Below are 22,344 nucleotides of genomic sequence, written 5' to 3' on the forward strand. Positions count from 1 at the left end.
CCCGGTCACCCATGCTGCCGATCGCGCTCCCCTTCGAGCCGATGCTGGCGCGCGCCGTGCCGACCGTGCCGCGCCCGCGGCACCCGGGGGAGCTCAGCTACGAGCCCAAGTGGGACGGCTACCGCTGCATCGTCGCCCGCGACGGTGACCATGTCGACCTGTGGAGCCGCAGCCGCAAGCGGTTGACGGACTACTTCCCCGAGGTCGTCGCGGCGTGCCTGGCCCACCTGCCGCCCCAGGTGGTCCTGGACGCCGAACTGGTCGTCCGCACGGGTGAGCCCCGCGCCCAGCGCCTCGACTGGGAAGCGCTCAGCGTGCGGATCCACCCGAGCGCGAAGCGGGTGGCCCAACTCGCCGCCGAGACCCCCGCCGAGCTCGTGTGCTTCGACCTGCTCGCGATCGCCGACCTCGACCTGACCCCGCTCCCCCAGCGCGAACGGCGCGACGCGCTGGTGGCGTTGCTGTCCGGGTTGTCCGACGGGGCCCCGATCCACGTCACCCGGGCCACCGACGACCCGGACGAGGCGCAGGCCTGGTTCGATTCGTTCGAGGGAGCCGGCCTCGACGGCGTCGTCGCCAAGGCCACCGGCGCGCCGTACACCCCGGGGCACCGCACGATGATGAAGGTCAAACACGCCCGCACGGCCGAGGCGGTCGTGATCGGGTACGGCCTGTCCAAGTCCGGGTCGGGCGTGGGTTCGCTCCACGTGGGACTGTACGACGACGGCGTCCTGCTGCCGGTCGGCGGCATCGGCGCCTGGCCGGACGCCGTGCGCTCCCAGCTCGCCACCGTGCTCGCCCCGCTGGTCCTCACCGGGGACGAGGCCGGGGACGCTCCGCGCCCGAAGGACCTGACCCGAACGGGGCTCCGGGAGTTCGTGCCCGTCCGCCCGGAGCTGGTCGTCGAGGTGGCCTTCGACCAGATGGAGGGCAAGCGGTTCCGGCACGCGGTGCAGTTCGTGCGTTGGCGTCCGGACCGCGCCCCGGAGTCGTGCACCTTCGACCAGGTCGAGCGGGCGCCCGCCTACGACCTCGACGCGGTCCTCCGCGCCGACGGGTGACCCGGACGCAGGAGGGTCAGGCGTAGGGGGTCAGGTCGGACTCACCCCGGGCCATGGCCTGGAACAGGGCGGCGGACTTCTTCTTGTCCCACAGCACGCTCGAGCCGGCGCTCGTGTGGGCGTTCGGGTTGCCCACCGGCACCATGAGCGTGTCGCCCTGGCCCGTCGCCATGCGGACACCGCCCTGGGCCAGGCCGAGGAACTCCCCCGGTCCCGTGCCCCGGCCGACGGTGATGCCACGCGACAGGGACCAGTTCAGCCCGAACCAGCGCGGCGGGATCAGGATCGTCAGGGGCGAGAGCGCCTTCTTGGCCAGCGCGCCGATCATCTCGCGTTGGCGCTTGGCGCGTCCGAGGTCGCCCTCCGGGTCGACCTTGCGCATCCGGACGTAACCCAGCGCGGTGGGGCCGTCCATGCGTTGGCACCCCGCCTGGATGTCCAGGTTCGACGGCGGGTCGTTGATCGCCTTGTCAGGGCACATCTCGATGCCACCCACGGCGTCCACCACGTTGGCGAAGCCGCCGAAGCCGATCTCCGCGAAGCCGTCGACGCGCAGGCCCGTGTTCTGCTCGACCGTCTGGACCAGCAACGTCGGGCCGCCGATCGCGTAGGCGGCGTTGATCTTGTTCTTGCCGTGACCGGGGATCGGGACGAACGAATCCCGCGGCACGGAGACCAGCGCGGCCCGGCCACTCGGCGGCACGTACAGCAGCATGATCGTGTCCGTGCGCCGGCCGGCGTCGCTCCCGGTGCCCAGCCGCGCCCGCTCCTCGGCGGACAGGCCTTCGCGCGAATCCGAGCCCGCCAGCACGAACACGTGTCCCGGGGTGTCCGCGGGCCGGTCGCCGGACGGTGTGGCCTCCACCCGCGGCATGAACGGCCACGTCACCAGCGGGATGCCGATGAGGTAGGCCAGGACGAGCACCAGCACCAACGTCAGGGCCCGACCCCGGCCGCGGGGCCGGGCGCCGGGCGGGGCCGGCGGCGGGGGTACCGGCTGTCGGGGCGGGGGTGGTGCCTGTGGCGGCGGGGGTGGCGCCGCGGAACCATGGTGTCCGACCGGCGTGGGGGGTCCGTACCCGGACGGCTCCCCCTCGGGTGCCGGGCCGGTCGCCCGCTGCGGTGGCGGGGACTGCTCGTTCTCGGATCCGGCGGCGTAGCGGCCGCGGCGGTAGAGCCAGTCCTCGTCGTCGGTGGGATTCACCCCACCACGCTAGCCGCCCGCGCCGGAGAGGACATCAGACTCCGGACCGAAAGTCAGACCGTGGCCACGACCGATCCGACGCGCTCCCCGTGCCCGAGCACCGGGACGTCCCCCAGCCGGGCGACGGCGTCCGCGTCCAGCCCCAGGCCGGCGAGGATGCCCGCCGCGACCACCCGTGCGGCACGAGACCCGTCGGCGATCTTGACCGCCACTCCCCGACCGTCCGGCAGGCCCACCGCGATCACCGCCTCGGCGCCCTCCTTGGCGATGACGCCCGGCACCTCCGCCATGAGGACGCTGTCGGGCCGACCGGTGCCGCCCACGAGGAAGGGATGCGCCACCATGGCCGCCGCCACCTCGGCCTCATGCCCCTCGGTGGCGGACGCCAGCCGTCCGAACGCCCGGGCGAGGCCGCTCAGCGCGAAGGCATGGACCGGGGCACCGCAACCGTCGACGACGGTCGCGACGATCGGCGCACCCGAGAGGTCCTGCACCACGTCGCGGATCAGCCCCTGCAGCGGGTGGTCCGGGTTGAGGTAGGTGTCGGTGTCCCAGCCGGCTGCCACACAGGCGGCGAGCATGCCCGCGTGCTTGCCCGAGCAGTTCTGGGCGATCCGCTCGTCCCGGTGTCCGGACGCCAGCCACGCGACCAGCGCCTCCTCGCCGATCGGACGACCGGGGGTGTTGCGCAGGGCGTCCTCCCCCAGGCCGGACGCCCGGAGCGAGGCCCGGACGCCGCGCAGGTGCCGTTCCTCACCCGAATGGGACGCGCAGGCCAGCGCGAGGGTCTCCCCCGTCAGGGGCGCACCCGCACCGAGGAGCGCGACGGCCTGGAGGGGTTTGAGGGAGGAGCGGGGCAGGATCGGGGTCTCCGGGTCACCCCACGCCCGGACCACCTTCCCGTCGGCATCGACGACCACCGCCAGTCCGTGATGGACCGACTCGACGAAGGATCCCCGGACGACGTGCGCCAGGACCGGCGCCTCCACCAAGCTCATGGTCGGCAATGTAGCCCCGCGGGGAGATCCGGGCCATTCACGCGGTTGCCATCCTGAGATTTTCCTTAAGGTTCTCACTGTTCTACCATCGTTGTGTGCGTTTTCTGACCCCGCTCCGCTCCCTCGCGGCCTCCACGGTCGCCCTCGCGGTCACCGCGACCGGCGGTCTGGTGACGGCGTACGGCCCTTCGCCCGTGGTCGATGTGGCCGTGCCCGCAGCCCGGGACGCCGCCGCCCTCACCGAGACGCAGACGCTCGAACGTGAGGCGCTCATCACGAGCCGGACGGCCGAGCGCGAGGCCATCCAGGACGCCCTGATGCTCGCGGTCCGGGAGCGCAACGCCTCCCTCACCTCCACCTCGGGCGCGATCGACGCCACCGAGGCCGCCATCCAGCAGCAGAGGGCCGCGGAGAAGGCGGCGGCCGAGAAGGCGGCCGCGGACAAGGCGGCAGCCGCGAAGGCAGCGGCGGACAAGGCGGCGGCCGAGAAGGCTGCCGCGCCCCGGGGTGGGAGCCCCGCCGCCAACAAGGAACTGGGCCGCCACCTCGCGTCGACGCTCTACGGATGGACCGGCCAGCAGTTCACCTGCTACGACAACATCATCATGCGCGAGTCCCTGTGGAACGAACGGGCGGACAACCCCACGTCGAGCGCCTACGGGATCCCGCAGGCCCTCCCCGGGAGGCGCATGGCCACCGCGGGTGCGGACTGGAGGACCAACCCCGCCACGCAGATCAAGTGGGGCCTGAAGTACGTCAAGGAACGCTACGGAACCCCGTGCCGCGCCTGGACGTTCAAGCGCGCCAACGGCTGGTACTGAGCCCCGGACCGCTCCGCAGCACCGGCTAGGCTGTTCGGGTGACCGATCGACCGACCTGGCCGCCCCAGCAGCAGCCACCGGCCGGCTACCCCACCGCCTGCGCCTACCATCCCGGTCGTCCTGCGGGCGTCCGGTGCCAGCGCTGCGGCAACCCCATCTGCGGCGAGTGCATGGTCGAGGCGCCCGTCGGTCACCAGTGCGTCCGCTGCCTCGCGCAGGGAATGGCGATGACCCGGCAGGCCGAGGGGCCCTACGGTGGCCGTCGCTCCACGAACCCCGCACTCACCACCCTCGTGCTGATCGCGCTCAACGCCATCGCGTGGCTGGGCATCACGTTCAGCGGCGGCCTCGGTGGGCGCCTGGGCAACCTACTGGCCCTGACGCCCGGGGGTCTCTGCGAGGTGGGTGCCGAGGTCTACGTCGGCGTTCCCGAAGCCGTCTGCTCCGCGCAGGGCACCTTCCTGCCCGGGCCGCTGGACGGCGGGTGGTGGCAGATCATCACGTCCGCCTTCACGCACGTCAACCTGCTCCACATCGGCATGAACATGCTGGCGCTGTGGGTGCTGGGGCCGGCCATCGAGCGCGTGCTCGGGCGCGGCCGCTTCCTGGCGGTGTACTTCGTGTCCGCCCTGCTCGCCTCGGCGTTCATCATGTGGCTCGCCCCGCCCACGACCATGACGCTGGGGGCTTCCGGTGCGATCTCGGGCCTGATGGGTGCCCTGCTCGTCCTCGTGCTGCGGCACCGGGGCGACGTCCGGACGGTGGTCATGTGGATCGGCATCAACGTCGTCATCACGGTCGTCGGGAGCGCGGGCATCTCCTGGCAGGGCCACCTGGGTGGTTTCGTCGGGGGTGTGGCGGTGACACTCGTGCTGGTGGCCCTGCGCAAGCACCGCCCGTGGCAGTGGATGGCCGTGGCGGCCGTCGGCGTCCTCGCCCTCGTCGCGATGGCCGCCCGGACGCTCGTCGGCTGAGTCAGCCGGTCACGGGCTGGACACTGACGACGACCGACCAGGCCCGGACGTCGCCCTCGCCCTCGACCTCGTACTCGGCCAGCAGGGCACGCATGCGGCACTGCAACTCGGTGCGTCGCTCGTCGTCCGTGTACACCACCGTGCGGAAGACATCGGCGCCACCGGGGCCGACCTCTCGGGGAATGGTCTCCAGCATGAACTCGCCGAACCCGGCCGCACTGCGTCCCGCCTGCCACACCAGGCTGGTGGTGCGGTACGGGATCTCCACCGCGTTGCGTGAACCACGCCGCGGCTCCTGCGGCTCGAGGAAGCCCGTGGAGACCAGGGTGCGCACGTGGTGCAGCATCGACCCCGGGTTCACCCCCAGCAGGTCGGCGAGTTCCTTGTTGGTGAGCGCGCCGTCCAGGCATGCACGCAGCACGCGCCAGCGCACCGGCGAGGCCATCGCCCGCGCGCGGGCGGAGATGGTCTCGACGTCGACGACGTCGACGGTTTCTTCAGGCTGGCGCTCCAGCTGGGCGGGCATGTTCTCCTCAAGCGGCTGCGAAGGGGGGGGGATACGTCCTCCCCCTAACGCAATCTTGCCACATCAGCGGCCGCTGCAAACAGGAATTCGCCATCGTGGGGCCGCGTCAGGGGGATCCCCGGTTGACCTCCCCCCTCAGTCTGACAGGGTGGTTCTCGTTCGGTCGCCCGGGCTTCCGCCCGAACCGGACCGACGAACCCGAAAGGACATCATGGGACTCTTCGACGCAATCAAGGACGCCCTGACCACTGACGACGCCGAGCGTCTCGCGGCCGCCCAGAAGGGCCTCGAGAAGGCGCAGGCCGACTTCAACCGGGTCAAGCAAGAGGTGGGCACCAAGGCCGACCCGGCCTCCCGCGAGAAGCTCGAGAAGGCTGAGCAGGCCGTCGCCGAGGCCCGCGCCGAGGTGGAAGGACTGGCCGCGAAGACCGGCACCGACGTCCCTGACCCCGGCGCCGATGCTGCCGCGTCCCAGGCCAGTGCCGAGGCGGACGCCCAGGCCCAACGCGACGCGGACGCGGTCGCCCGCATGAAGGAGCAGCAGGCCCAGTACGCCCAGGAGCAGGCCGGTGCCCAAGCCGCCCCGGTGGAGGCCGAGCCGTTGGCAGCCGAGCCGCAGTACCGCGAGTACACGGTCGTGAAGGGCGACACCCTCTCCGAGATCGGCCAGCGCTTCGGAGTGAAGTGGCGCGACATCGCCGCGCTCAACGACATCAAGAACCCGGACCTCATCCACCCGGGCCAGGTCTTCCGCATCCCGAACGCCTGACACGCGGTGCACCACGACGCCCGCCCCCTCGGGGGCGGGCGTCGTGCCATGCTGGCGGGCATGATCCTCATCGATGCGCCGGCGTGGCCGGCCCACGGGACGGTGTGGGGCCACGTGGTCTCCGACGCCTCCCTGGAGGAACTGCACGCCTTCGCGCGCCGCACGGGCCTTCCCGCCCGAGGCTTCGACCACGACCACTACGACTACCCGTTGTCCCGCCGCGACGACCTGGTGGCGGCAGGGGCGTCACTGGTGCCCTCGACAGACCTCGTCCGTCGGCTGATCAGGGCGGGTCTGCGCGTCCGGCCCGCACAGAAGACCCCCTCGCGCCCCGTGGCAGCCGACCGGGCGCGGGCCGCCTGGTCGGCCGTGCTGCCCGGACGGGAGACCCTGCGGGAGGAGCTCATCGGGCGCTGGAGCGAGGAACACCGCCGCTACCACGACCTGCGCCACCTCTCGTCGTGCCTGGCGGCGCTGGGCTCGCTCGGCTGCACGGACCGACTGGTCCACCTCGCCGTCTGGTTCCACGACGCCGTGTACGCAGGCGTCCCGGGAGCCGACGAGGAGGCATCAGCCGTCCTCGCCGAGGAGCGCCTCACGGGCGTCCTGCCCCCTGAGGAGGTCGGGGAGGTGGCCCGCCTGGTCCGGCTCACGGCGTCACACGCCCCCGCGGCCGGTGACGAGCGGGGCGCCACACTGGTGGACGCCGACCTCTCGATCCTGGGGGCGCTGCCCGGCCGCTACCACGTGTACACCCGCGACGTCCGGCTGGAGTACGCCCACGTGCCGGACGCCGACTTCGTCGCCGGGCGCGCCCGGGTCCTGCGCCACCTGCTGGCCCTCGAGCCGCTCTACCGCACCCGGACCGGCACCCACCTGTGGGCCGCCCGGGCCCGGACGAACATGGCAGCCGAGCTGGCGGGCCTGACCGGATGACGGGAAGAGTTGCCAGCCGAGTGGCACGGGCTCGCGCCGAACTGGCACGGTGAGCACCATGACGTCACTGAGACCGCTGGGGGAGAAGACCTGGGCCACCGCCACCTGGCAGCTCGGGGCACACATCGACCCCGCTGACGGCACCACCACGTTCGCGGTGGCCGCACCCAAGGCCACCCGCGTGTCCTTGGAGTTCTTCCCCGAGGCCCTGGACGCCGACAGTGAGCTGAGCGTCCCCCTGGCTCGGGGTGCGGACGGCGTGTGGCGCGGCCGGGTGGCCGGGGCCCGCCACGGCACCCTCTACGGCTTCCGTGTCTGGGGCGAGAACTGGCCCCACGTCGCCGACTGGGAGCCGGGCACGACGGCCGGCTTCGTGGCCGACCGCGACGACGAACTGAACCACTTCAATCCCAACAAGGTGCTGTTCGACCCGTACGCACGCGAGGTCACCCACAACCCGATGGGCGTCGGCCCGCGCCGCGCGTGGTTCGGCAGCGGTCCTGTCGACGTCGACGGACGCCCCGGACGCACCATCGACACCGCCCACATCGCCCCCAAGGGCGTCATCATCGAGGACGAGTCGTCCTACGGCACGCACCCGAAGCACCCCGAGGAGGACAACGCGATCTACGAGGCGCACGTGAAGAACCTCACGTTGCACCCGTCCTCGGCGAAGCTCGGCGACCTGCTCGCGGGCACCCCCGGCTTCGCGGGTCTTCCCAACGTTCCGGACGCGCTGCGCGGCACCTATGCGGGGGCCGCCCTCATGGCGCCCTACCTGAAGGCGCTCGGCATGACGGTGATCGAGCTGCTTCCCGTCCACGAGACCGACTCCGACCAGGTCGGCCCGATCGCCGGCACCACCAACCACTGGGGCTACCAGACACTCGCGTTCTTCGCCCCCAACCGCGACTACAGCTCCGACAAGAGCCTCGGCGGCCCCACGCGCGAGTTCAAGCAGATGGTGAAGGCCTTCCACGACGCCGGCCTCGAGGTGTTCCTCGACGTGGTCTACAACCACTCGGCGGAGGGCGGAAACTGGGGCGGTGACCTCGACTCGGCCGGCTTCACGACCCTGGGTGGTTTCGCCACGACCGAGTACTACGCCCTGACGGCCGATGGTGGGCTCATCGATGGCGCCACGGGCACGTCGAACCAGATGAACTTCTCCTCCGAGATCACCTGTCGGCTGGTGCTCGACTCGCTCGTCCATTGGCACGACACGATGGGCATCGACGGTTTCCGCTTCGACCTCGCCCCGGTGCTGGGCCGTCGGCCCAACGACGCCGAGGCCGAGGACTGGGAGGCCCAGCGCCGTTTCTTCCCCGAGCACCCGCTGCTGCGCGAGACCCGCACGTGGGCACGCCAGAACCAGGTGGAGGTCATCGCCGAGGCCTGGGATCTCTGGGGCTACGAGGTCGGCAACTTCCCGTCCGGCTGGGGCGAGTGGAACGGCCGGTTCCGCGACGCGATGCGCGGCTACCTGAAGGGCGACGGCAACACCGACGACTTCATGGCGCTGTTCAACGGCGACTGGCTGCACTTCAACGACTCCGGGGGCCCGCAGAAGTCCATCAACTTCGTGACGGCCCACGACGGCTTCACCATGTTCGACCTGGTCTCCTACAACGACAAGGTCAACGAGCAGGAGTACCCGTTCGGACCCTCCGACGGCGGCTCGGACGACAACATGAGCTGGGATTCGGGTGGGGACCAGGCGCTGCGGCGCACCCGCTGGCGGAACTTCTGGCTGGTCACGTTCCTGGCCCGCGGCGTCCCCATGATCGTCTCCGGCGACGAGTACGGCCGCACCCAGAACGGCAACAACAACCCGTGGTCGCTGAACACGGTCGGCATCTGGAACAACTGGGCCCAGGCCGGGTCGAACGCCCCCACCCTGGAACTGGTCGACCCCGGGCAGCCCGACCTGCCGGGGTATCACGATGTCGTGGGCACCACGAACGCCGCGGAGGGCGTCAACCCCCTGCTCGGGTTCGCCCGGTACGTGGCCCACCTCCGGGCCTCACAGCCGACGTTCCGCCAGCGCGCGTGGGGTGAGACCGAGATCGGCGGCGAGGGCGTCGGCTACGTCTATTTCGGGACCGCGCTGAACGACGCGCCGCGCCCGGGCGACCGCCAGATCGCGGTGGCCATCGACTCGGGCAAGACCGAGGGCGACGACTTCTGGGTACTGCTCAACATGTACGACGAACCCGCCACCTTCGACCTGGCCGAGTGGCAGGAGCACTCCGACAACGCGCACGACTGGCACCGGATCATCGACACCGCACCCTGGGCGGAGGCCGAGGGCAACTGCTGGCCGATGGAGGAGGCCCTGCACGTCACCGGGGAGTACACGGTGGAGCCGTGGTCGATCGTCGTGCTGCAGGCCCGTCCGAGCAAGCTGCCCGACCCCGAGCCCCAGAACTTGTGGGGCCGTGGCGGCGGCCTGCAGGTCGACCGGGCCGGACGCCCCTACAAGCGCGGTTTCTTCGGCATCCTCATCCCGCGCCTGCGGCGCGAGAAGACCGAGGAGACCCCGACGGAGGTCACGCCTCCAGCAGGGACCCCAGACGGGACAGACTGAGCTCCCAGCCCTGCCGGGTGCCGGCCGCGTCCTCGTCGTCGGTGAAGTCGGCGTGCGTCAGCACCAGGTGCGTCCCGCCGTCCTCGCTGGGCCGCAACTCGACGAGCAGCGCCGTGGTCAGGGTCTCGTGCTCCCACCGCCACGTGCACTCCAGTACGGCGGGCTCCTCGAGCCTCACATACGTGCCGGTGGCGATGTACTCCCCACCCATGTTGATGCGGTAGACGCCACCCTCCCGGGCGTCCGCGTGAGCCGAGACCGCCAGGTCGGGGTTGGGACACATCCAGCGGTCCATGAGGCTGGGGTGCGTCCAGGCCTCCCAGACGCGGGCCGGTTCGGCGGGCAATGAGCATTCGATCCGGATCGAGGTCATGGCGTCTCCTCTCCTGGGCTCGACCCTAGACGCGGGCGCCGCCCTCCGGGAAGGGCCGCCCGTGCCGCGACGAAGGCGTCCACGCACCGACGGACGTCGTCCGTGCTGTGCGCCGCCGACAGCTGGACGCGGATGCGCGCCTTCCCGCGCGGCACCACCGGGAAGCTGAACGGGATCACGTAGACGCCGTGGGCGAGCATGTGGTCGGCGATCGCGCCCGCCTGGCGGGCGCCGTCGTCCCCCGGGAACATGACCGGCGTGATCGGGTGGGGCGGCACGTCGTCGGGTCGGACGACCCCCTCGCCCACCACACCGGCGAAGGGGTCGAGGTCGAAGCCCGCCTCGGTCATCAACCGGCGGAACAGGAGGGTGTTCTCGACGAGGCGCGCCCGCGCGTCCGCGCTGCCCTCGATGGAGGCCAGCGCCGCCAGCGAGCCGGCCACGACGGTCGGCGCCACCGAGTTCGAGAACAGGTACGGACGGGCGCGCTGGCGCAGCAGCGCGACGATGGCGGCGTGCGCACTGACGTAGCCGCCGGACGCCCCGCCGAGGGCCTTGCCGAGGGTGCCGGTGAGGATGTCCACCCGGTCGGCGACGCCGAACAGCTCGGGCGTACCGCGTCCGCCCGGGCCGACGAAGCCGACGGCGTGGGAGTCGTCGACCAGCACGAGGGCACCGTGGGCGTCCGCCAGGTCGCAGATCTCGCGGAGCGGGGCGTAGGCGCCGTCCATCGAGAAGACACCGTCGGTGACGATGACCTTGAACCGGGCGTCCTTGGCCGCCTCGAGTTGCACGGCGAGGTCGGCCATGTCGGCGTTGCGGTAGCGGAAGCGTTGCGCCTTGGACAGGCGGATCCCGTCGATGAGGGAGGCGTGGTTGAGCTCGTCAGAGATGATCGCGTCCTCGGGGCCGAACAGCGCCTCGAAGACGCCGCCGTTCGCGTCGAAGCAGCTGGAGAACAGGATCGTGTCCTCGGTGCCGAGGAAGGCGCTGACCCGCCGCTCGAGGACCCGGTGCGGGGTCTGGGTGCCGCAGATGAACCGGACGGACGCCATCCCGAAGCCATAGGCGTCCAGGCCTTCGTGGGCCGCCGCGAGGACGGTGGCGTCATCGGCGAGGCCGAGGTAGTTGTTGGCGCAGAAGTTCAGCACCGCCCGCTCGGCGTCCTCCACGCCGATCGTCGCGGCCTGCGGGGTGGTGATCACCCGCTCACGCTTGGTGAGGCCTGCCGCCTCGATCTCGGCGAGCGTCTGCGACAGGTGGTCCTCGAAAGCCCCGTACATGGCGTTCCCTCCTCGGTTCAGGCACCAACCTAGGTGGCCGGGGCCTCCTCGTACAGACGCAGGTGGTCGGCGACCCTGCGGCGGCCGCGATGCAGTGGGACGCCCTCAGCTCCAGTCGAGGATGACCTTGCCGCACTGCCCGGACCGGGCCGTGGCGAAGGCCTCCTCCCAGTCCTGGGCGGCGAAGCGGTGCGTGATGACCGACCGCACGGCGTCCTTGAGGCGATCCGACGTCGAGAGCATCGACGTCATCAGGTACCAGGTCTCGAACATCTCCCGACCGTAGATCCCCTTGATGGTGAGCATGTGGGTGATGACCTTGCCCCAGTTGATCGCGTAGTCGGCCGCCGGCAGGCCCAGCATGGCGATCTTGCCGCCGTGGTTCATGTTGTCCAGCATCTCCGCGACGGCCGCCGGGGCACCCGACATCTCCAGGCCGATGTCGAAGCCCTCCTTCATGCCCAGTCCCAGCTGGACGTCCTGCAGGCGGGTCGTGCCGGAGTTCACCACCAGGTCGGCGCCCGCGGCGTCCGCCAGCCCGAGCCGGTAGTCCGACAGGTCGGTGACCACGATGTTGCGCGCCCCGGCGTGCCGGGCGATGGCGGCGGCCATCACCCCGATGGGTCCCGCGCCGGTGACGAGGACGTCCTCGCCCACCATGGGCCACTGCAGTGCGGTGTGGGTGGCGTTGCCGAGCGGGTCGAAGATCGCGCCCAGGTCGGGGTCGACCCAGTCGCGGTGCTTCCAGACGTTCTCGACGGGGAGCACCACGTAGTCCGCGAACGCGCCGTCGGTGTTGACGCCCAGGCCGATGGTGCGGATGCACAGGTGGCGGCGTCCGGCCCGGCAGTTGCGGCAGTAGCCGCAGACGATGTGGCCCTCGCCGGACACCCGGTCGCCCGGCTGCAGTTCCTTGACGTCGCGTCCGACCTCGACGATCTCCCCGTAGAACTCGTGCCCGATCGTCTGGGGCACCTTCACCATCGAAGCGGCCCAGTCGTCCCACTGCTGCAGATGGAGGTCGGTTCCGCACAGGCCCGCCCGCATCACCCGGATCTTGACGTCCCAGTCCCCGCACTCGGGCTCGGGGCGGTCCACCAGCTGGAGTCCCGGTCCGGCCTGCATCTTCGCCAGCGCTCGCATGCTTGTCATCATGGCAGCATGCCGTTCGTCGACGAACCCCTTCGCCTGCCCCCGCCCCTGCGCTGGGGGGTCAACATTTCAGAGCGGGTGACGGGGCGCCGGATGGTCCCGGCCCGGCTGCTGGCCCGGGTGCCACGCCTCGCAGTGGGCATGGGCGTGTTGGAGTCGCTCGTCGAGCACCGTCGCCCGTCGAAGCGCGTCCTGCGGTTGGTGCGACTGACCGCCTCCCTGACCGTCGGGTGCGCGTTCTGCCTCGACCTGAACTGGCACGACCACGACGCCGACGGCGTCACGGATGCCGACCTGGCGGTGCTGAGGTGGGTGGGTTCGCGGGGCGAGCCCATCACGGAGTCCGAGCTACCCGAGCGGGCGCGAGCGTGGACGCCCGGTGAGCGCCTGGCCGTCCTGTACGCGCACGGGCTGTCGGTGACGCCGGCGGCGGTGGCTCCCGAGGTCGTGACCGGGCTGCGGGGCCTGTTCGACGGCGACGACCTCGTGCGCCTGTCGGCCACGGTGGCGCAGGTGAACCTGTGGGCCCGGTTCAACATCGGACTGGGCATCCCGCCGGCGGGGTTCACCGACGTGTGTGCCGTACCGGGCACGTAGGCTCGGGGCGTGTCCATTCCCGACCCGACCCCCGCCCAGGTGGAAGCGGTGGCGTCCGCCCTGCGTGGACGCCGCTGGGTGGCCCTGACCGGCGCGGGCATCTCCACCGACTCGGGCATCCCGGACTACCGCGGACCCGACAGCAAGCCCTCGAACCCGATCCAGTACAAGGAGTTCGTCCGGCACGCCGACGCCCGTCGGCGCTACTGGTTCCGGTCGATGATGGGGTTTCGGAGCTTCGGCGCGGCCAACCCCAACGCGGGGCACCAGGCGCTCGCGGCGCTCGGAGTTCCGGTGATCACCCAGAACGTCGACCGGCTGCACTCCGAGGCGGGCTCGCGCGAGGTGATCGACCTGCACGGGCTGATCAACCGCGTCATCTGCCTCGACTGCGGCACGCTCTCCTCGCGCGCCACACTGCAGACGCGCCTGGAGCGCGCCAATCCGGGCGTGACCGCCCGCATCCCGGCGGGTGCGGCCGAGCTCCGGCCGGACGGCGACGCCGACATCGAGGATCCCGACGACTTCGTCGTGCCGCCCTGTGAGGTGTGCGGGGGCGTCCTGAAACCCGACGTGGTGTTCTTCGGGGAGCCGGTGCCCAAGCCGCGGGTCGAGGCGTCCTACCGGCTCGTCGACGAGGCGGACGCGCTGCTCGTGGCGGGCTCGTCGCTCAGCGTGATGTCCGGGCTCCGGTTCGCCCGGCACGTCGTCAAGCAGGGCAAGCCGCTCGTGATCATCAACCACGGCCCGACGCGGGCCGATGGGACCGCCCACGTCCGGGTGGACGCAGGGACCACGCCGACCCTGGTCGGGCTCGCCGCCGCGCTCTGACCCCCTTGTGCTGAGCCGCCGGGTGGGTGCATCCTGAGCGGCTGCCCACCCGGAGGAACCCCATGCAGATCCACCGCGTCCCCCGGCCCGCGAGCCGGGACGCCGAACCGCACCCCCTGACCCACGCCGCCGGGGCCGTCGACCGTGCCGGCGTCCTGGACGACTACGGCCACACCGACTTCGCCGACAGCGCCCGCCAGCTCACCGTGCGGCTCTTCGGCTCCGAACACGGCATCACCCGGGTCTGGGTCGCCCTGCCCGACGGGGTCGATCCCCAGACCTGCCGACCGGAGGACGCGCTCGGCACGGCCACGATCAGCCTGCCCCTGCGGGAGGACACCGAGAAGGCGCGGGTCTCCATCACGACGCACCCCGACCACCGCAGCCGGGGCGTCGCCCGCGCGCTGCTCCGGGCCGTCACCCCCCACCTCCTGGAGCAGGGACGCACGACCTGGCAGACCTACGCCTTCTCCCCGGAGGCGAGCGGCCCGCACGCCGTGGCCGCCCGGACGGGGGCCGGGGCCGTGGACGGACGACGTCCCGCCCACCGGTGGTTGCTGGCCGAGGGGTTCACCCTCGAGCAGTGCGAGCGTCCGTCCACGCTCGTGGTGGACGACGCGCTCGCGGCGCACACGGACGCGCTGGCCGAGGAGGCCCGGCGATCCGCGCCCGCGGCGTCCGACTTCGCGTTGCTGTGGTGGGCCGACCGGACGCCCGAGGAGCACCTGACCGAACTCGGCTGGCTCACGTCACGCATGAGCACGGACGTGCCGATGGGCGAGCTCGGCCTGGACGAACAGGTGTGGGACGCCGACCGCGTCCGTTCCGCCGAGGAGCGCATGGCGGCCGCCGGCCTGCACTGGGTGGTCACGGCCGCCCGCCACCTCCCGACCGGACGCCTCGCCGGGTTCACCCGCCTGGAATGGCCCGAGGAGAACCCCGCCGGCGTGTGGCAGGACGAGACCCTCGTCCTGCAGGAGCACCGCGGGCGACGACTGGGCATGCTGACCAAGACCGCCAACCTCGCGCGGCTGCGCGAGGTGAACCCGGCCGCCCGCCGTGTCCACACGTGGAACGCCGCCGAGAACCGGTGGATGCTGGCCATCAACGATGCGCTGGGGTTCGTGCCGGTCGGGCTCGAGGGGGCTTGGCAGAAGAAGTTCTGAGCCCCCTGGGAGGCCCCCGAATGCATTTCCGGGTGGCAGATCCCCAAGAATTCTTGGGGATCTGCCACCCGGAAGTGCGGTGGGGGCCTCGAGCGTGTCGGGTCAGCCTCGAGTGCTGAGGACGATGGTGGTCCCGGACTCCTTCGCGACCAAGGTGATCTGGCCGGCGTACTTCATGCTGGACTTCAGCAGCTTCGGCTTGATCGTGACCGCCACGTCGGAGACGCCGTCACGGACAGGAGCCGGGGTGGCGACACGCGCGGTCTTGATCGTCGCGGTTCCGATCTCCTGCCCACCCAGCTGAACGGAGAACTCGGTGTTGACCGGCGAGCCGAGGCTCGTCATGTCCACGCCCTCGATGCGAAGGACGGTCTCCTTGTTCGGGGTCACCTTGGTGGAGCCGATGACACCCACCCCACGCTTGGCGAAGTCCGGGGAGACGATGCCCTCACGGCCCATGAAGTTCATGAAGGCCTCGGTGTCGATCAGTCCGGTGTCGCGCGTGTTGGCGCCTTCCCGGAGTGCGGTGAAGTTGTCGCCACCGGCCATCAGGAACGAGCTGGAGGTGACGTTGTAGACCGCGGCCGGGTCGAGCGGCTTGCCGTCGACGGTGATCGACGTGATGCGGTCGCCCTGGGCGCGGTTCGGGTCGAAGGTGTAGCTCACGTTGTCGGAGAGGCCGAGGTTCAGGAACGCGCGCGACGCTCCGGCGGGCTGCCACTGCTGCTCCAGCGTCCTGGCGAACTGCTCACCGGTGATCTCCTTCACCACGAGCGTGTTGCCGAAGGGGTTGACCGATGAGGCCTCCTCCAGCGTGACGATGCCGTCACCCTCGCCCGCGGGGCTGGAACTGTAGAAGAGGTCCGCGCGCAGGCCACCGGGATTCATGATGCCGATGTCGGCACCCGCACGACCCGGGACGTTCAGTTCATCGAGCCAGGCCTGGGCGACCAGGTTGTTCAGGGTGGACTCGCGCATGCGGTCGTCACGGCTGGTGCCGGTGTAGAAGCCGTCGACCGGCTGGGCGTCGGAGTAGGCGGTGGTGATGTCGGCCGAGATCGTGCCGACCGGCTGGGCACCGAGCACCTTGGCCTGGGCCACGGCCTCGTCCACGACGGCCTTGGCGGCGAGGTAGCGGGGATCCGTCGTGCACTTGTTCGTGGCGTCGACCTTGACGGCCGGCACGAAGTCGTTCACGTACTCGACGAGCTGCTTGGTGGCGGGGTCGACACCGAGCTGCACGCGGGTCACGCCGGCACCGTAGGAGGCGGCCTGGCTGATGTTGCGGGTCCCGGTGCCGGTCGCGGCGTCCACCGTGTAGGTGAGGTGCGTGTGGCCGTTGAAGACCACGTCCACGTCGGCCGACAGGTCATTCACCATGCGGGTGTAGATCGGATTGGCGACCGGGACACCGTCCTTGAGCTCGCCAGCGCCGTCGTGGATCTCGGCGACGACGATGTCGGCTTCACCGTTGGCCTCGTTGCCGTCCGACAGCTGGGCGGCCACGCGGTTCACGGCGGCGATCGGGTCGCCGAAGTCGATGCCCTGGATGCCCTCGGGGCTGACCAGCGACGCGGTCTCCTGGGTGACCGCGCCCACGACGCCGATGCGGATGCCGTTGACGGTCTTGACCGCGAACTCCTGCAGGGCGGGCGTGGTGGTGCCGCGCTCGTAGACGTTGGCGCCGAGGTAGGGGAACTGGGCCTTCGTGCTCACGCGCCCGGTCAGGTCGGCGAAACCACGGTCGAACTCGTGGTTGCCGACGGCCGAGGCGTCCACCTCCAAGGCGTTCAGGTAGTCGAGCGTCGGGTCGTCCTGCTGGACGAACGAGACGAACAGGGAGCCGCCGATGCTGTCGCCTGCCGACATCAGGAGGGTCGAGTCCGCACCGAGTGCGGCCCGCTCGTTCGACACCAGGCACGCGAAGGACAGGCCCGCAGCCTGGTTGATGCGGCCGTGGAAGTCGTTGAAGTTGAGCAGGTTGACCTGCGTGAGCCCCGCGCTGATCGCGGACGGCGACGTGGCCGCCTGGGCCGTGGTGGCCAGCCCGGCTGAGGCCACGAGCCCCAGCGTGGCGATGGCCACTGTCACGCGCTTGCGTGCGTTCATGTGTTACCTCCGTGCGTCAGGGAGCGCCGTCGACCGGTCGCTGACAGCAGCCAAACACCGCGAGGTGAACGCACGGGAAACGTCATCGTCACGCGTGAGGTGTCACCTCAACAGCCTGCACCACTGCCGCATTCAGCCTGCCACCTTCGCGCGGGGAGTGGAACCCCCACGCCGGCCCTGCCACGAACGCCGGGCCGCCTTCGCGAGGACGACGAGCGGAGAGTGCTTCGAGAACAGCAGGAGGAACAGCGTCCACGCCCCGACGAGGGCGGGTACGGCCAGGCGAGCGTGGTGGGCGGCCCACCCCAGGACGCCCCACGGCTGCGACTGGCCGGACGCCGGGCCGACCTGGGCGCCGACCTGCAGCGCCGGCGTCCAGAGGTAGGCGCCGAGCAGGACGCCCAGCAGGGCCCCGGACCAGGCGACCACCCGGGCACCCCACGCCGGGCGCCCGTGGCCGGCCCTGCGCATGGCCCAGGTGAAGAACAGGTGGCTCACCCACGCGGCGGCGAGGCCGGCGAGGATCGCCCAGGGCTGGGGGAGCCGTCCGGTGTCCCATGCGAACTCGGAGTTCATCAGCATGCGACGCAGCACGTCCAGCGACCCCATCACGGACGCCGCCACCAGGACCCAGCTGGCGCCGACCGCCGCGTGCGCGAGCAGGGCGAGGAGGATGTCGATGCTCGTGCGGCCCCACGGCCTGCGGGCGGGGGTGCTCTCGGTGATCACGCACGCGATCCTAGTCGTCGGCCATCGTCCCTTCTCGACGCCACTTGGGCGAAAACCACTCGGGTCCGGCTCGGCAGGGTCAGAATGTGAGTCGTGCACATGAGTGATCCCCCCGACGAGGTCGAGGAGACGCTCTTCGACCGTGTCGGAGGGCACGACACGTTCCGCGCCATCATGAAGCGTTTCTTCGCCGAGGTCCGGGCCACGCCCGACGTGGCTGCCCTGTACTCGCACGACGACTGGGACGGCGCCGAGAGCCGGCTCCTGCTCTTCTTCGAGCAGTACTGGGGCGGGCCGATGACGTACTCCCGGACCCGGGGCGCACCCATGCTGAAGATGCGCCACATGCCGTACAAGATCACCGAGAGCGTCGCCCGCCAGTGGGCCAGCTGCATGCACACGGCGATCGGCGAGGCCACCCTCGGTGCGGAGGACGCCGCCCTCATGCACGACTACGTCGACCGTGCCTGCGTGTACCTGATCAACGCCGACTGACCCAAGGGCCTAATGGCTGGCGACCGCCCCGGCGGCCGTGGGGGTGGGAGCCGGTTCCGCGGGTGTACTCGTCGGCGCGGGCTCGGGTTGCGGCGAGGTCGTCGGCCGGGCCGCCGGATCAGCAGACACCGCGGCGGGGGTGGGCTCCGCCGAGGCCACCGGAGTGGGGGTGGCCGTCGGGGCCGCCGCGACGGCCGGGGCCGACACGGGCTCGGACGGCGTCTCCTTCTCCGTGCCCGACGGGCTCGTCCGGGCCTCGACCGCCCGGCCGACCGTGGTGCCCGGCTGGCCGCCCAGCGACGTCCCGGCTGCCTTCTCCATGCCGGTGATCGCCCCAACGGACACCACGAAGGCGACCAGCGCCGAGAGCAGCACCCCGCCGACCAACGTGGCCCGGCGCGGGGTCATCGCCGCCAGGGCGTGCCGCGTCCGCTCGAGTCCGAAGGTGTAGAGCGCGGTCGCCACGGCACCGATGGCCGAACCCACGGCGGCGCCGACCAGCGTCCCGCCGGTGCCGAGGTGCGACCCGACGACGGCCGACGTCACGGCGGCCAGGGAGCCCGAGGCGATCGCCGTCATCGACAACGAGAGGACGGGACGCTCGGCGACCGTGCTCCCGGTACCGGGCTCGGTGCCCGGCGCGGACGCGGGGGCGGTGGGAAGGGTGGAGTTGATCATCGTTCTTCCACGGTAGGTTCGTCGCCGCCGGATTGTCGCGCCGTTGCCTCGCACCGTGGTCCCTGATCAGGGCGAACGCGTACGACCGGGGTCTCGACCCCGGTCGCAGGAGCCCGCCCGACGGCCCCGGGTCTGCGTCAGCCCGCCCGCGGCTCCCCGCGGATCGCCGACGCCGGGGGGCGGTCACCGCGGATGGACGCCACCATGTCGACCACGCGCCTCGTGGCCCGGACGTCATGCGTCCGGAACACGGTGGCCCCCAGCCAGGCGGCCACGGCCGTCGCCGCGAGCGAGCCCTCCAGCCGCTCGTCGGCGGGCAGGTCGAGCGTCTCCCCCACGAAGTCCTTGCGGGAGATCGCCTGCAGCACCGGGTAGCCGAGCGCGGCTACGGACCCCGTCGCGCGCAACACGCGCAGCGAGTTCCGGGTCGTCTTGCCGAAGTCCAGGGTCGGGTCGACCAGCACACCGTCGGGCCGGACGCCGGCGTCCACCGCCCGCTGCGCCCCCTCGGCCAGCCCGCGCAGGACGGAGCGGACGACGTCGTCGGGATCGTCCCCGTACGAGATGTCGACCGGGTCCGTGCGGGGCGGGAGCCCGCCGGTGTGCGACACCACATAGCCGGCCCCGAGAGCGGCGGCGCCCCGGACGAGGTCGGGGTCGGCCCCGGCCCAGGTGTCGTTCACGAGGTCGATCCCGATGTCGGCGCAGGCCTCCAGGACCTCGGAGCGCCAGGTGTCCAGGCTGAGTGGCAGGTCGGGGAACCGCTCCCTGGCCGCTGCCAGGAAGGGCCGGACGCGCTGGACCTCGGCGGCGGCGTCCACCCACTCTCCCTGCTGACCGGCCCGGACTCCCCCGACGTCGACGATGTCGGCACCGGCCTCGACCGCGGCCGCGAGCACATCGAGGGCCGGCTCGAGGGCGCCTGCGCCCGCGGTGACCCAGAAGGAGTCCCGCGTCCGGTTCACGATCGCCATGATCGCCGGCCGCGAAGCATCGAAACGCTGCCCCCGGAGGACCAACGGCGGCGTGCGGGGCAGGTCCGGGGGGTGAACGTCGTCGATGGCCACGGCCCCCATTGTGCCCGGCGCCGTCCCACATCGGCACTGGCCACTTGTCACGACGGGTGCCGCCTTCCTACCGTGGTCTCCTGAGGCGAAGGAGACCCGACTTGCACGAGCGCCCACGCGCGTACGCACTGACCCGTGCGCAGGCCGAAGCTTGGCTCGACACCCGAGACACCACGCGCGCACGGCGTGCCGGAGCTCATGACCTCGCGCTGGTGGACGAACTGCACTCCGCCGAGTTCCCCGCGACGTACGCGACCGCACGGCACCTCGTCGAGGATCCGAACCGGTTCACGTTCGTGGTGGAACGCGACGGCGCCCCGATCGGGTACGCGTCGGGTCACCTCACCGCCGGCGGTGCCGGCCACCTGGACTACATGGCGATCACCCCGAGGGCCCGGGGGGTGGGAGACGGCAGCGTCCTGCTCGCGGCGGCCGTCAGGGCCCTGTTCGAACAGGCGCGGGTGGACGAACTGCGCCTGTTCGTGGAGGAGCATCGCACGCCGGCCATCCAGTTCTACGAGGCGCACGGCTTCACGCGCGTCCTGCCGACCGACTGACGTCGTGGGCCTCCCGGTCAGGCCGCGGGCCGGTCGACCTCGGCGATGACGACGATGTTGTAGTCGGTACGCCTGCCACCGCTGAGGTAACAGCTCACCAGGACGAGCCGTCCCGGGTTGACGTCCCACACCTCGCTGTCGTGGGCGAAGTCGTCCCTGAGGACCTTCCGTGCTTGGGTGATGGTGTAGCTCAGGGCCTCGGCGTCGGTCTGCACGAGGACCTTGCCACCCGTGGGGAGTTTCTCGAGCGCGAGACGGTTGCAGGGCACGGCCATCGCCGGCCGCGCCGCATCCGTGTGGCAGGCCAGATAGGTGGTGTCTGCGGCCCGGGAACCGGGCAGGACGCCGCGGTCCTCGATCCACCAGGCGCGGACGAAGTCGGGCGGGTCGATCACGCCCGAGTCGCCGATGGCCATGGTGCCCACGTCGGACGAGTAGCCCGCTGTGGGCAGCTCCACCCGCAGGACACGCGTGGGCTGAGGGGCCACCACCTCCGGTGTGGGGACGGCACCGGTCGGCGGCGCGACGCTCGTCACGTCCGGGATCCGGGGGGTCTCCACCACAGGGGCCCGAGGGGTCACGCCCGGGTCAGGGGCGGTGGCCGGCCACCACACGGCCACCACCCCTGCCACGAGCAGGATGGACAGGACCAACCCGGCGACCGCCAGGAGTCGGAGACGGTTCCGGGGCGGCACTGTCAGTGACGTCGACGCGAGGCCGCCAGGGCCCCCGCCGAGACGACGATGCCGGCGGCGCCGAGTCCACCGAGGACGGCCAGACCGGTGGGGTCTGATTCGCCACCCGTCTTGGCCGGGACGCCACGCGGGGTCTGGGACGCCGTGGGCTTCGCGGTCGTCGACGGCGTGGCAGGGTTCTCACCGGGTCTGGGCGTCGTGGTCGGCGTGACCGTCCTGGTCGGCTCCGGCGTCGGGGTCGGCGTGGGCTCCGGGGACGGGGACGGGGTCGGCGTGGGCTCCGGCTCCGGGGACGGGGTAGGCGTCGCGATCGGGGTCGGGGTCGGCTCGGGCGTGGGGACCGTCGGGCAATCGATGTCGGGTTCTCCCTCCTGACCACCGCCGGTGCGGGCGTCCCAGCCGATCACGAGCGAACGGCCCTGCCCATCGCCGAAGAGACTGCCGATCCTCACCGGATCCAGCGGGATGGCGTCGACGGAGACGGAGATCGGGTTGTTCCCGGTCTGGAGCCTCTCGTTCACGCCGGGGGTACCGACGTACTTGCAGACGAACACCTTGTCGGCAGGGTAGACCTCATCGGCGACAGCGGTCTGGTGCAGGAAGGCCGTGGCGGCCAGGCCCGTCGCCAGCGCCACAGCGAGCGTCTTCTTCATGGGTCGTCCTTTCGGAAAGGGACGCAGGGCGGCGCCCCTTGTCATACGACGATAGATCGCCTCATGGGGCTCCGCAATCCATC

Annotated in this window: 23 protein-coding genes; 11 read left to right on the forward strand and 12 right to left on the reverse strand. The window is 71.5% G+C overall.

All coding sequences use genetic code 11. The features are described from left to right. Positions 1-11 precede the first annotated feature (11 nt). A complete protein-coding gene (locus AC5YDA_RS08530; protein ID WP_496188966.1) occupies positions 12-1,061 on the forward strand; it encodes an ATP-dependent DNA ligase in 1,050 nt (349 codons plus the stop codon). Between the two features lie 16 nt (positions 1,062-1,077). Here AC5YDA_RS08530 and AC5YDA_RS08535 read toward each other — a convergent pair whose 3' ends face one another. Continuing rightward, the gene (locus AC5YDA_RS08535; protein WP_496188967.1) at positions 1,078-2,265 is read right to left on the reverse strand and encodes an LCP family protein; all 1,188 of its coding nucleotides are present in this window, start codon (positions 2,263-2,265) and stop codon (positions 1,078-1,080) included. A 53-nt stretch (positions 2,266-2,318) separates the two neighbouring features. Continuing rightward, positions 2,319-3,263 carry an asparaginase gene (locus tag AC5YDA_RS08540; protein ID WP_496188968.1) on the reverse strand — a complete coding sequence of 315 codons (945 nt, stop codon included), beginning with the start codon at positions 3,261-3,263 and terminating at the stop codon, positions 2,319-2,321. Between the two features lie 95 nt (positions 3,264-3,358). On the opposite strand from AC5YDA_RS08540, the gene AC5YDA_RS08545 reads away from it, so the two are divergent. Together AC5YDA_RS08545 and AC5YDA_RS08550 are read left to right on the forward strand one after the other, a co-directional pair. Beyond that, complete coding sequence (locus AC5YDA_RS08545; protein ID WP_496188969.1) at positions 3,359-4,084, forward strand: aggregation-promoting factor C-terminal-like domain-containing protein; 726 nt, start codon at positions 3,359-3,361, stop codon at positions 4,082-4,084. 38 nt (positions 4,085-4,122) lie between these two features. Then, on the forward strand, positions 4,123-5,058 hold the full coding sequence (locus AC5YDA_RS08550; RefSeq protein ID WP_496188970.1) for a rhomboid family intramembrane serine protease: 936 nt from the start codon (positions 4,123-4,125) through the stop codon (positions 5,056-5,058). Position 5,059: 1 nt separating this feature from the next. Here the strand turns inward: AC5YDA_RS08550 and AC5YDA_RS08555 are convergent, their stop codons facing one another. Further along, a complete protein-coding gene (locus tag AC5YDA_RS08555; protein ID WP_496188971.1) occupies positions 5,060-5,584 on the reverse strand; it encodes an ArsR/SmtB family transcription factor in 525 nt (174 codons plus the stop codon). Between the two features lie 211 nt (positions 5,585-5,795). On the opposite strand from AC5YDA_RS08555, the gene AC5YDA_RS08560 reads away from it, so the two are divergent. Genes AC5YDA_RS08560 through AC5YDA_RS08570 form a run of 3 tightly spaced genes read left to right on the forward strand, consistent with a single transcriptional unit; the run spans position 5,796 to position 9,876 of the window. Next, the gene (locus tag AC5YDA_RS08560) at positions 5,796-6,353 is read left to right on the forward strand and encodes a LysM peptidoglycan-binding domain-containing protein (RefSeq protein ID WP_496188972.1); all 558 of its coding nucleotides are present in this window, start codon (positions 5,796-5,798) and stop codon (positions 6,351-6,353) included. A gap of 60 nt (positions 6,354-6,413) precedes the next feature. Then, the gene (locus tag AC5YDA_RS08565; protein ID WP_496188973.1) at positions 6,414-7,289 is read left to right on the forward strand and encodes a DUF4031 domain-containing protein; all 876 of its coding nucleotides are present in this window, start codon (positions 6,414-6,416) and stop codon (positions 7,287-7,289) included. A gap of 58 nt (positions 7,290-7,347) precedes the next feature. Further along, complete coding sequence (locus tag AC5YDA_RS08570; protein WP_496188974.1) at positions 7,348-9,876, forward strand: alpha-amylase family glycosyl hydrolase; 2,529 nt, start codon at positions 7,348-7,350, stop codon at positions 9,874-9,876. Here the strand turns inward: AC5YDA_RS08570 and AC5YDA_RS08575 are convergent. The 3 genes from AC5YDA_RS08575 to tdh form a co-directional block, all read right to left on the reverse strand. Then, positions 9,839-10,249: an SRPBCC family protein gene (locus tag AC5YDA_RS08575; RefSeq protein WP_496188975.1), complete on the reverse strand. Its 411-nt coding sequence runs from the start codon at positions 10,247-10,249 to the stop codon at positions 9,839-9,841. The genes AC5YDA_RS08570 and AC5YDA_RS08575 overlap by 38 nt on opposite strands. After that, positions 10,246-11,532 carry a glycine C-acetyltransferase gene (locus AC5YDA_RS08580; RefSeq protein ID WP_496188976.1) on the reverse strand — a complete coding sequence of 429 codons (1,287 nt, stop codon included), beginning with the start codon at positions 11,530-11,532 and terminating at the stop codon, positions 10,246-10,248. The genes AC5YDA_RS08575 and AC5YDA_RS08580 overlap by 4 nt, the downstream gene beginning before the upstream one ends. 105 nt (positions 11,533-11,637) lie before the next feature. Next, on the reverse strand, positions 11,638-12,675 hold the full coding sequence (tdh, locus tag AC5YDA_RS08585) for an L-threonine 3-dehydrogenase (RefSeq protein WP_496188977.1): 1,038 nt from the start codon (positions 12,673-12,675) through the stop codon (positions 11,638-11,640). A gap of 18 nt (positions 12,676-12,693) precedes the next feature. Here tdh and AC5YDA_RS08590 point away from each other — a divergent pair, with 18 nt between their 5' ends. The 3 genes from AC5YDA_RS08590 to AC5YDA_RS08600 all read left to right on the forward strand — a co-directional run bounded on the left by AC5YDA_RS08590 (position 12,694) and on the right by AC5YDA_RS08600 (position 15,278). Further along, positions 12,694-13,281 carry a carboxymuconolactone decarboxylase family protein gene (locus AC5YDA_RS08590; protein WP_496188978.1) on the forward strand — a complete coding sequence of 196 codons (588 nt, stop codon included), beginning with the start codon at positions 12,694-12,696 and terminating at the stop codon, positions 13,279-13,281. A 9-nt stretch (positions 13,282-13,290) separates the two neighbouring features. Next, positions 13,291-14,112: an NAD-dependent protein deacetylase gene (locus tag AC5YDA_RS08595; RefSeq protein WP_496188979.1), complete on the forward strand. Its 822-nt coding sequence runs from the start codon at positions 13,291-13,293 to the stop codon at positions 14,110-14,112. A gap of 62 nt (positions 14,113-14,174) precedes the next feature. After that, positions 14,175-15,278, forward strand: coding sequence for a hypothetical protein (locus tag AC5YDA_RS08600; RefSeq protein ID WP_496188980.1), 1,104 nt, complete (start codon positions 14,175-14,177; stop codon positions 15,276-15,278). 102 nt (positions 15,279-15,380) lie between these two features. On the opposite strand, the gene AC5YDA_RS08605 is transcribed toward AC5YDA_RS08600, so the two are convergent. Together AC5YDA_RS08605 and AC5YDA_RS08610 are read right to left on the reverse strand one after the other, a co-directional pair. Further along, complete coding sequence (locus AC5YDA_RS08605; protein ID WP_496188981.1) at positions 15,381-17,387, reverse strand: bifunctional metallophosphatase/5'-nucleotidase; 2,007 nt, start codon at positions 17,385-17,387, stop codon at positions 15,381-15,383. A gap of 132 nt (positions 17,388-17,519) precedes the next feature. Then, positions 17,520-18,116, reverse strand: coding sequence for a hypothetical protein (locus AC5YDA_RS08610; RefSeq protein ID WP_496188982.1), 597 nt, complete (start codon positions 18,114-18,116; stop codon positions 17,520-17,522). A 99-nt stretch (positions 18,117-18,215) separates the two neighbouring features. Here AC5YDA_RS08610 and AC5YDA_RS08615 point away from each other — a divergent pair, with 99 nt between their 5' ends. Continuing rightward, positions 18,216-18,611, forward strand: coding sequence for a globin domain-containing protein (locus AC5YDA_RS08615; protein ID WP_496188983.1), 396 nt, complete (start codon positions 18,216-18,218; stop codon positions 18,609-18,611). Positions 18,612-18,620: 9 nt separating this feature from the next. On the opposite strand, the gene AC5YDA_RS08620 is transcribed toward AC5YDA_RS08615, so the two are convergent. Beyond that, a complete protein-coding gene (locus AC5YDA_RS08620; RefSeq protein ID WP_496188984.1) occupies positions 18,621-19,289 on the reverse strand; it encodes a hypothetical protein in 669 nt (222 codons plus the stop codon). A 137-nt stretch (positions 19,290-19,426) separates the two neighbouring features. Continuing rightward, the gene (folP, locus tag AC5YDA_RS08625; protein ID WP_496192923.1) at positions 19,427-20,356 is read right to left on the reverse strand and encodes a dihydropteroate synthase; all 930 of its coding nucleotides are present in this window, start codon (positions 20,354-20,356) and stop codon (positions 19,427-19,429) included. A 101-nt stretch (positions 20,357-20,457) separates the two neighbouring features. On the opposite strand from folP, the gene AC5YDA_RS08630 reads away from it, so the two are divergent. Beyond that, complete coding sequence (locus tag AC5YDA_RS08630; RefSeq protein ID WP_496192924.1) at positions 20,458-20,913, forward strand: GNAT family N-acetyltransferase; 456 nt, start codon at positions 20,458-20,460, stop codon at positions 20,911-20,913. A gap of 17 nt (positions 20,914-20,930) precedes the next feature. Here AC5YDA_RS08630 and AC5YDA_RS08635 read toward each other — a convergent pair whose 3' ends face one another. Both AC5YDA_RS08635 and AC5YDA_RS08640 read right to left on the reverse strand, forming a co-directional pair. Next, complete coding sequence (locus tag AC5YDA_RS08635) at positions 20,931-21,608, reverse strand: class F sortase (protein ID WP_496188987.1); 678 nt, start codon at positions 21,606-21,608, stop codon at positions 20,931-20,933. Between the two features lie 2 nt (positions 21,609-21,610). Next, entirely contained in the window at positions 21,611-22,261 is a 651-nt protein-coding gene (locus tag AC5YDA_RS08640) for a hypothetical protein (protein ID WP_496188988.1), read from the reverse strand. Between the last annotated feature and the right edge of the window lie 83 nt (positions 22,262-22,344).

This window comes from Propioniciclava sp. LT294 (assembly GCF_059516005.1).

What these genes read in the sequence shown, in the direction of transcription:
- AC5YDA_RS08530 (WP_496188966.1), top strand. Translation starts at nt 12, where the DNA reads ATGCTGCCGATCGCGCTCCCCTTCGAGCCGATGCTGGCGCGCGCCGTG.
- AC5YDA_RS08540 (WP_496188968.1), bottom strand. Translation starts at nt 3,263, where the DNA reads ATGAGCTTGGTGGAGGCGCCGGTCCTGGCGCACGTCGTCCGGGGATCC.
- AC5YDA_RS08555 (WP_496188971.1), bottom strand. Translation starts at nt 5,584, where the DNA reads ATGCCCGCCCAGCTGGAGCGCCAGCCTGAAGAAACCGTCGACGTCGTC.
- AC5YDA_RS08560 (WP_496188972.1), top strand. Translation starts at nt 5,796, where the DNA reads ATGGGACTCTTCGACGCAATCAAGGACGCCCTGACCACTGACGACGCC.
- AC5YDA_RS08565 (WP_496188973.1), top strand. Translation starts at nt 6,414, where the DNA reads ATGATCCTCATCGATGCGCCGGCGTGGCCGGCCCACGGGACGGTGTGG.
- AC5YDA_RS08570 (WP_496188974.1), top strand. Translation starts at nt 7,348, where the DNA reads ATGACGTCACTGAGACCGCTGGGGGAGAAGACCTGGGCCACCGCCACC.
- AC5YDA_RS08575 (WP_496188975.1), bottom strand. Translation starts at nt 10,249, where the DNA reads ATGACCTCGATCCGGATCGAATGCTCATTGCCCGCCGAACCGGCCCGC.
- AC5YDA_RS08580 (WP_496188976.1), bottom strand. Translation starts at nt 11,532, where the DNA reads ATGTACGGGGCTTTCGAGGACCACCTGTCGCAGACGCTCGCCGAGATC.
- tdh (WP_496188977.1), bottom strand. Translation starts at nt 12,675, where the DNA reads ATGCGAGCGCTGGCGAAGATGCAGGCCGGACCGGGACTCCAGCTGGTG.
- AC5YDA_RS08590 (WP_496188978.1), top strand. Translation starts at nt 12,694, where the DNA reads ATGCCGTTCGTCGACGAACCCCTTCGCCTGCCCCCGCCCCTGCGCTGG.
- AC5YDA_RS08600 (WP_496188980.1), top strand. Translation starts at nt 14,175, where the DNA reads ATGCAGATCCACCGCGTCCCCCGGCCCGCGAGCCGGGACGCCGAACCG.
- AC5YDA_RS08605 (WP_496188981.1), bottom strand. Translation starts at nt 17,387, where the DNA reads ATGAACGCACGCAAGCGCGTGACAGTGGCCATCGCCACGCTGGGGCTC.
- AC5YDA_RS08615 (WP_496188983.1), top strand. Translation starts at nt 18,216, where the DNA reads ATGAGTGATCCCCCCGACGAGGTCGAGGAGACGCTCTTCGACCGTGTC.
- AC5YDA_RS08620 (WP_496188984.1), bottom strand. Translation starts at nt 19,289, where the DNA reads ATGATCAACTCCACCCTTCCCACCGCCCCCGCGTCCGCGCCGGGCACC.
- AC5YDA_RS08640 (WP_496188988.1), bottom strand. Translation starts at nt 22,261, where the DNA reads ATGAAGAAGACGCTCGCTGTGGCGCTGGCGACGGGCCTGGCCGCCACG.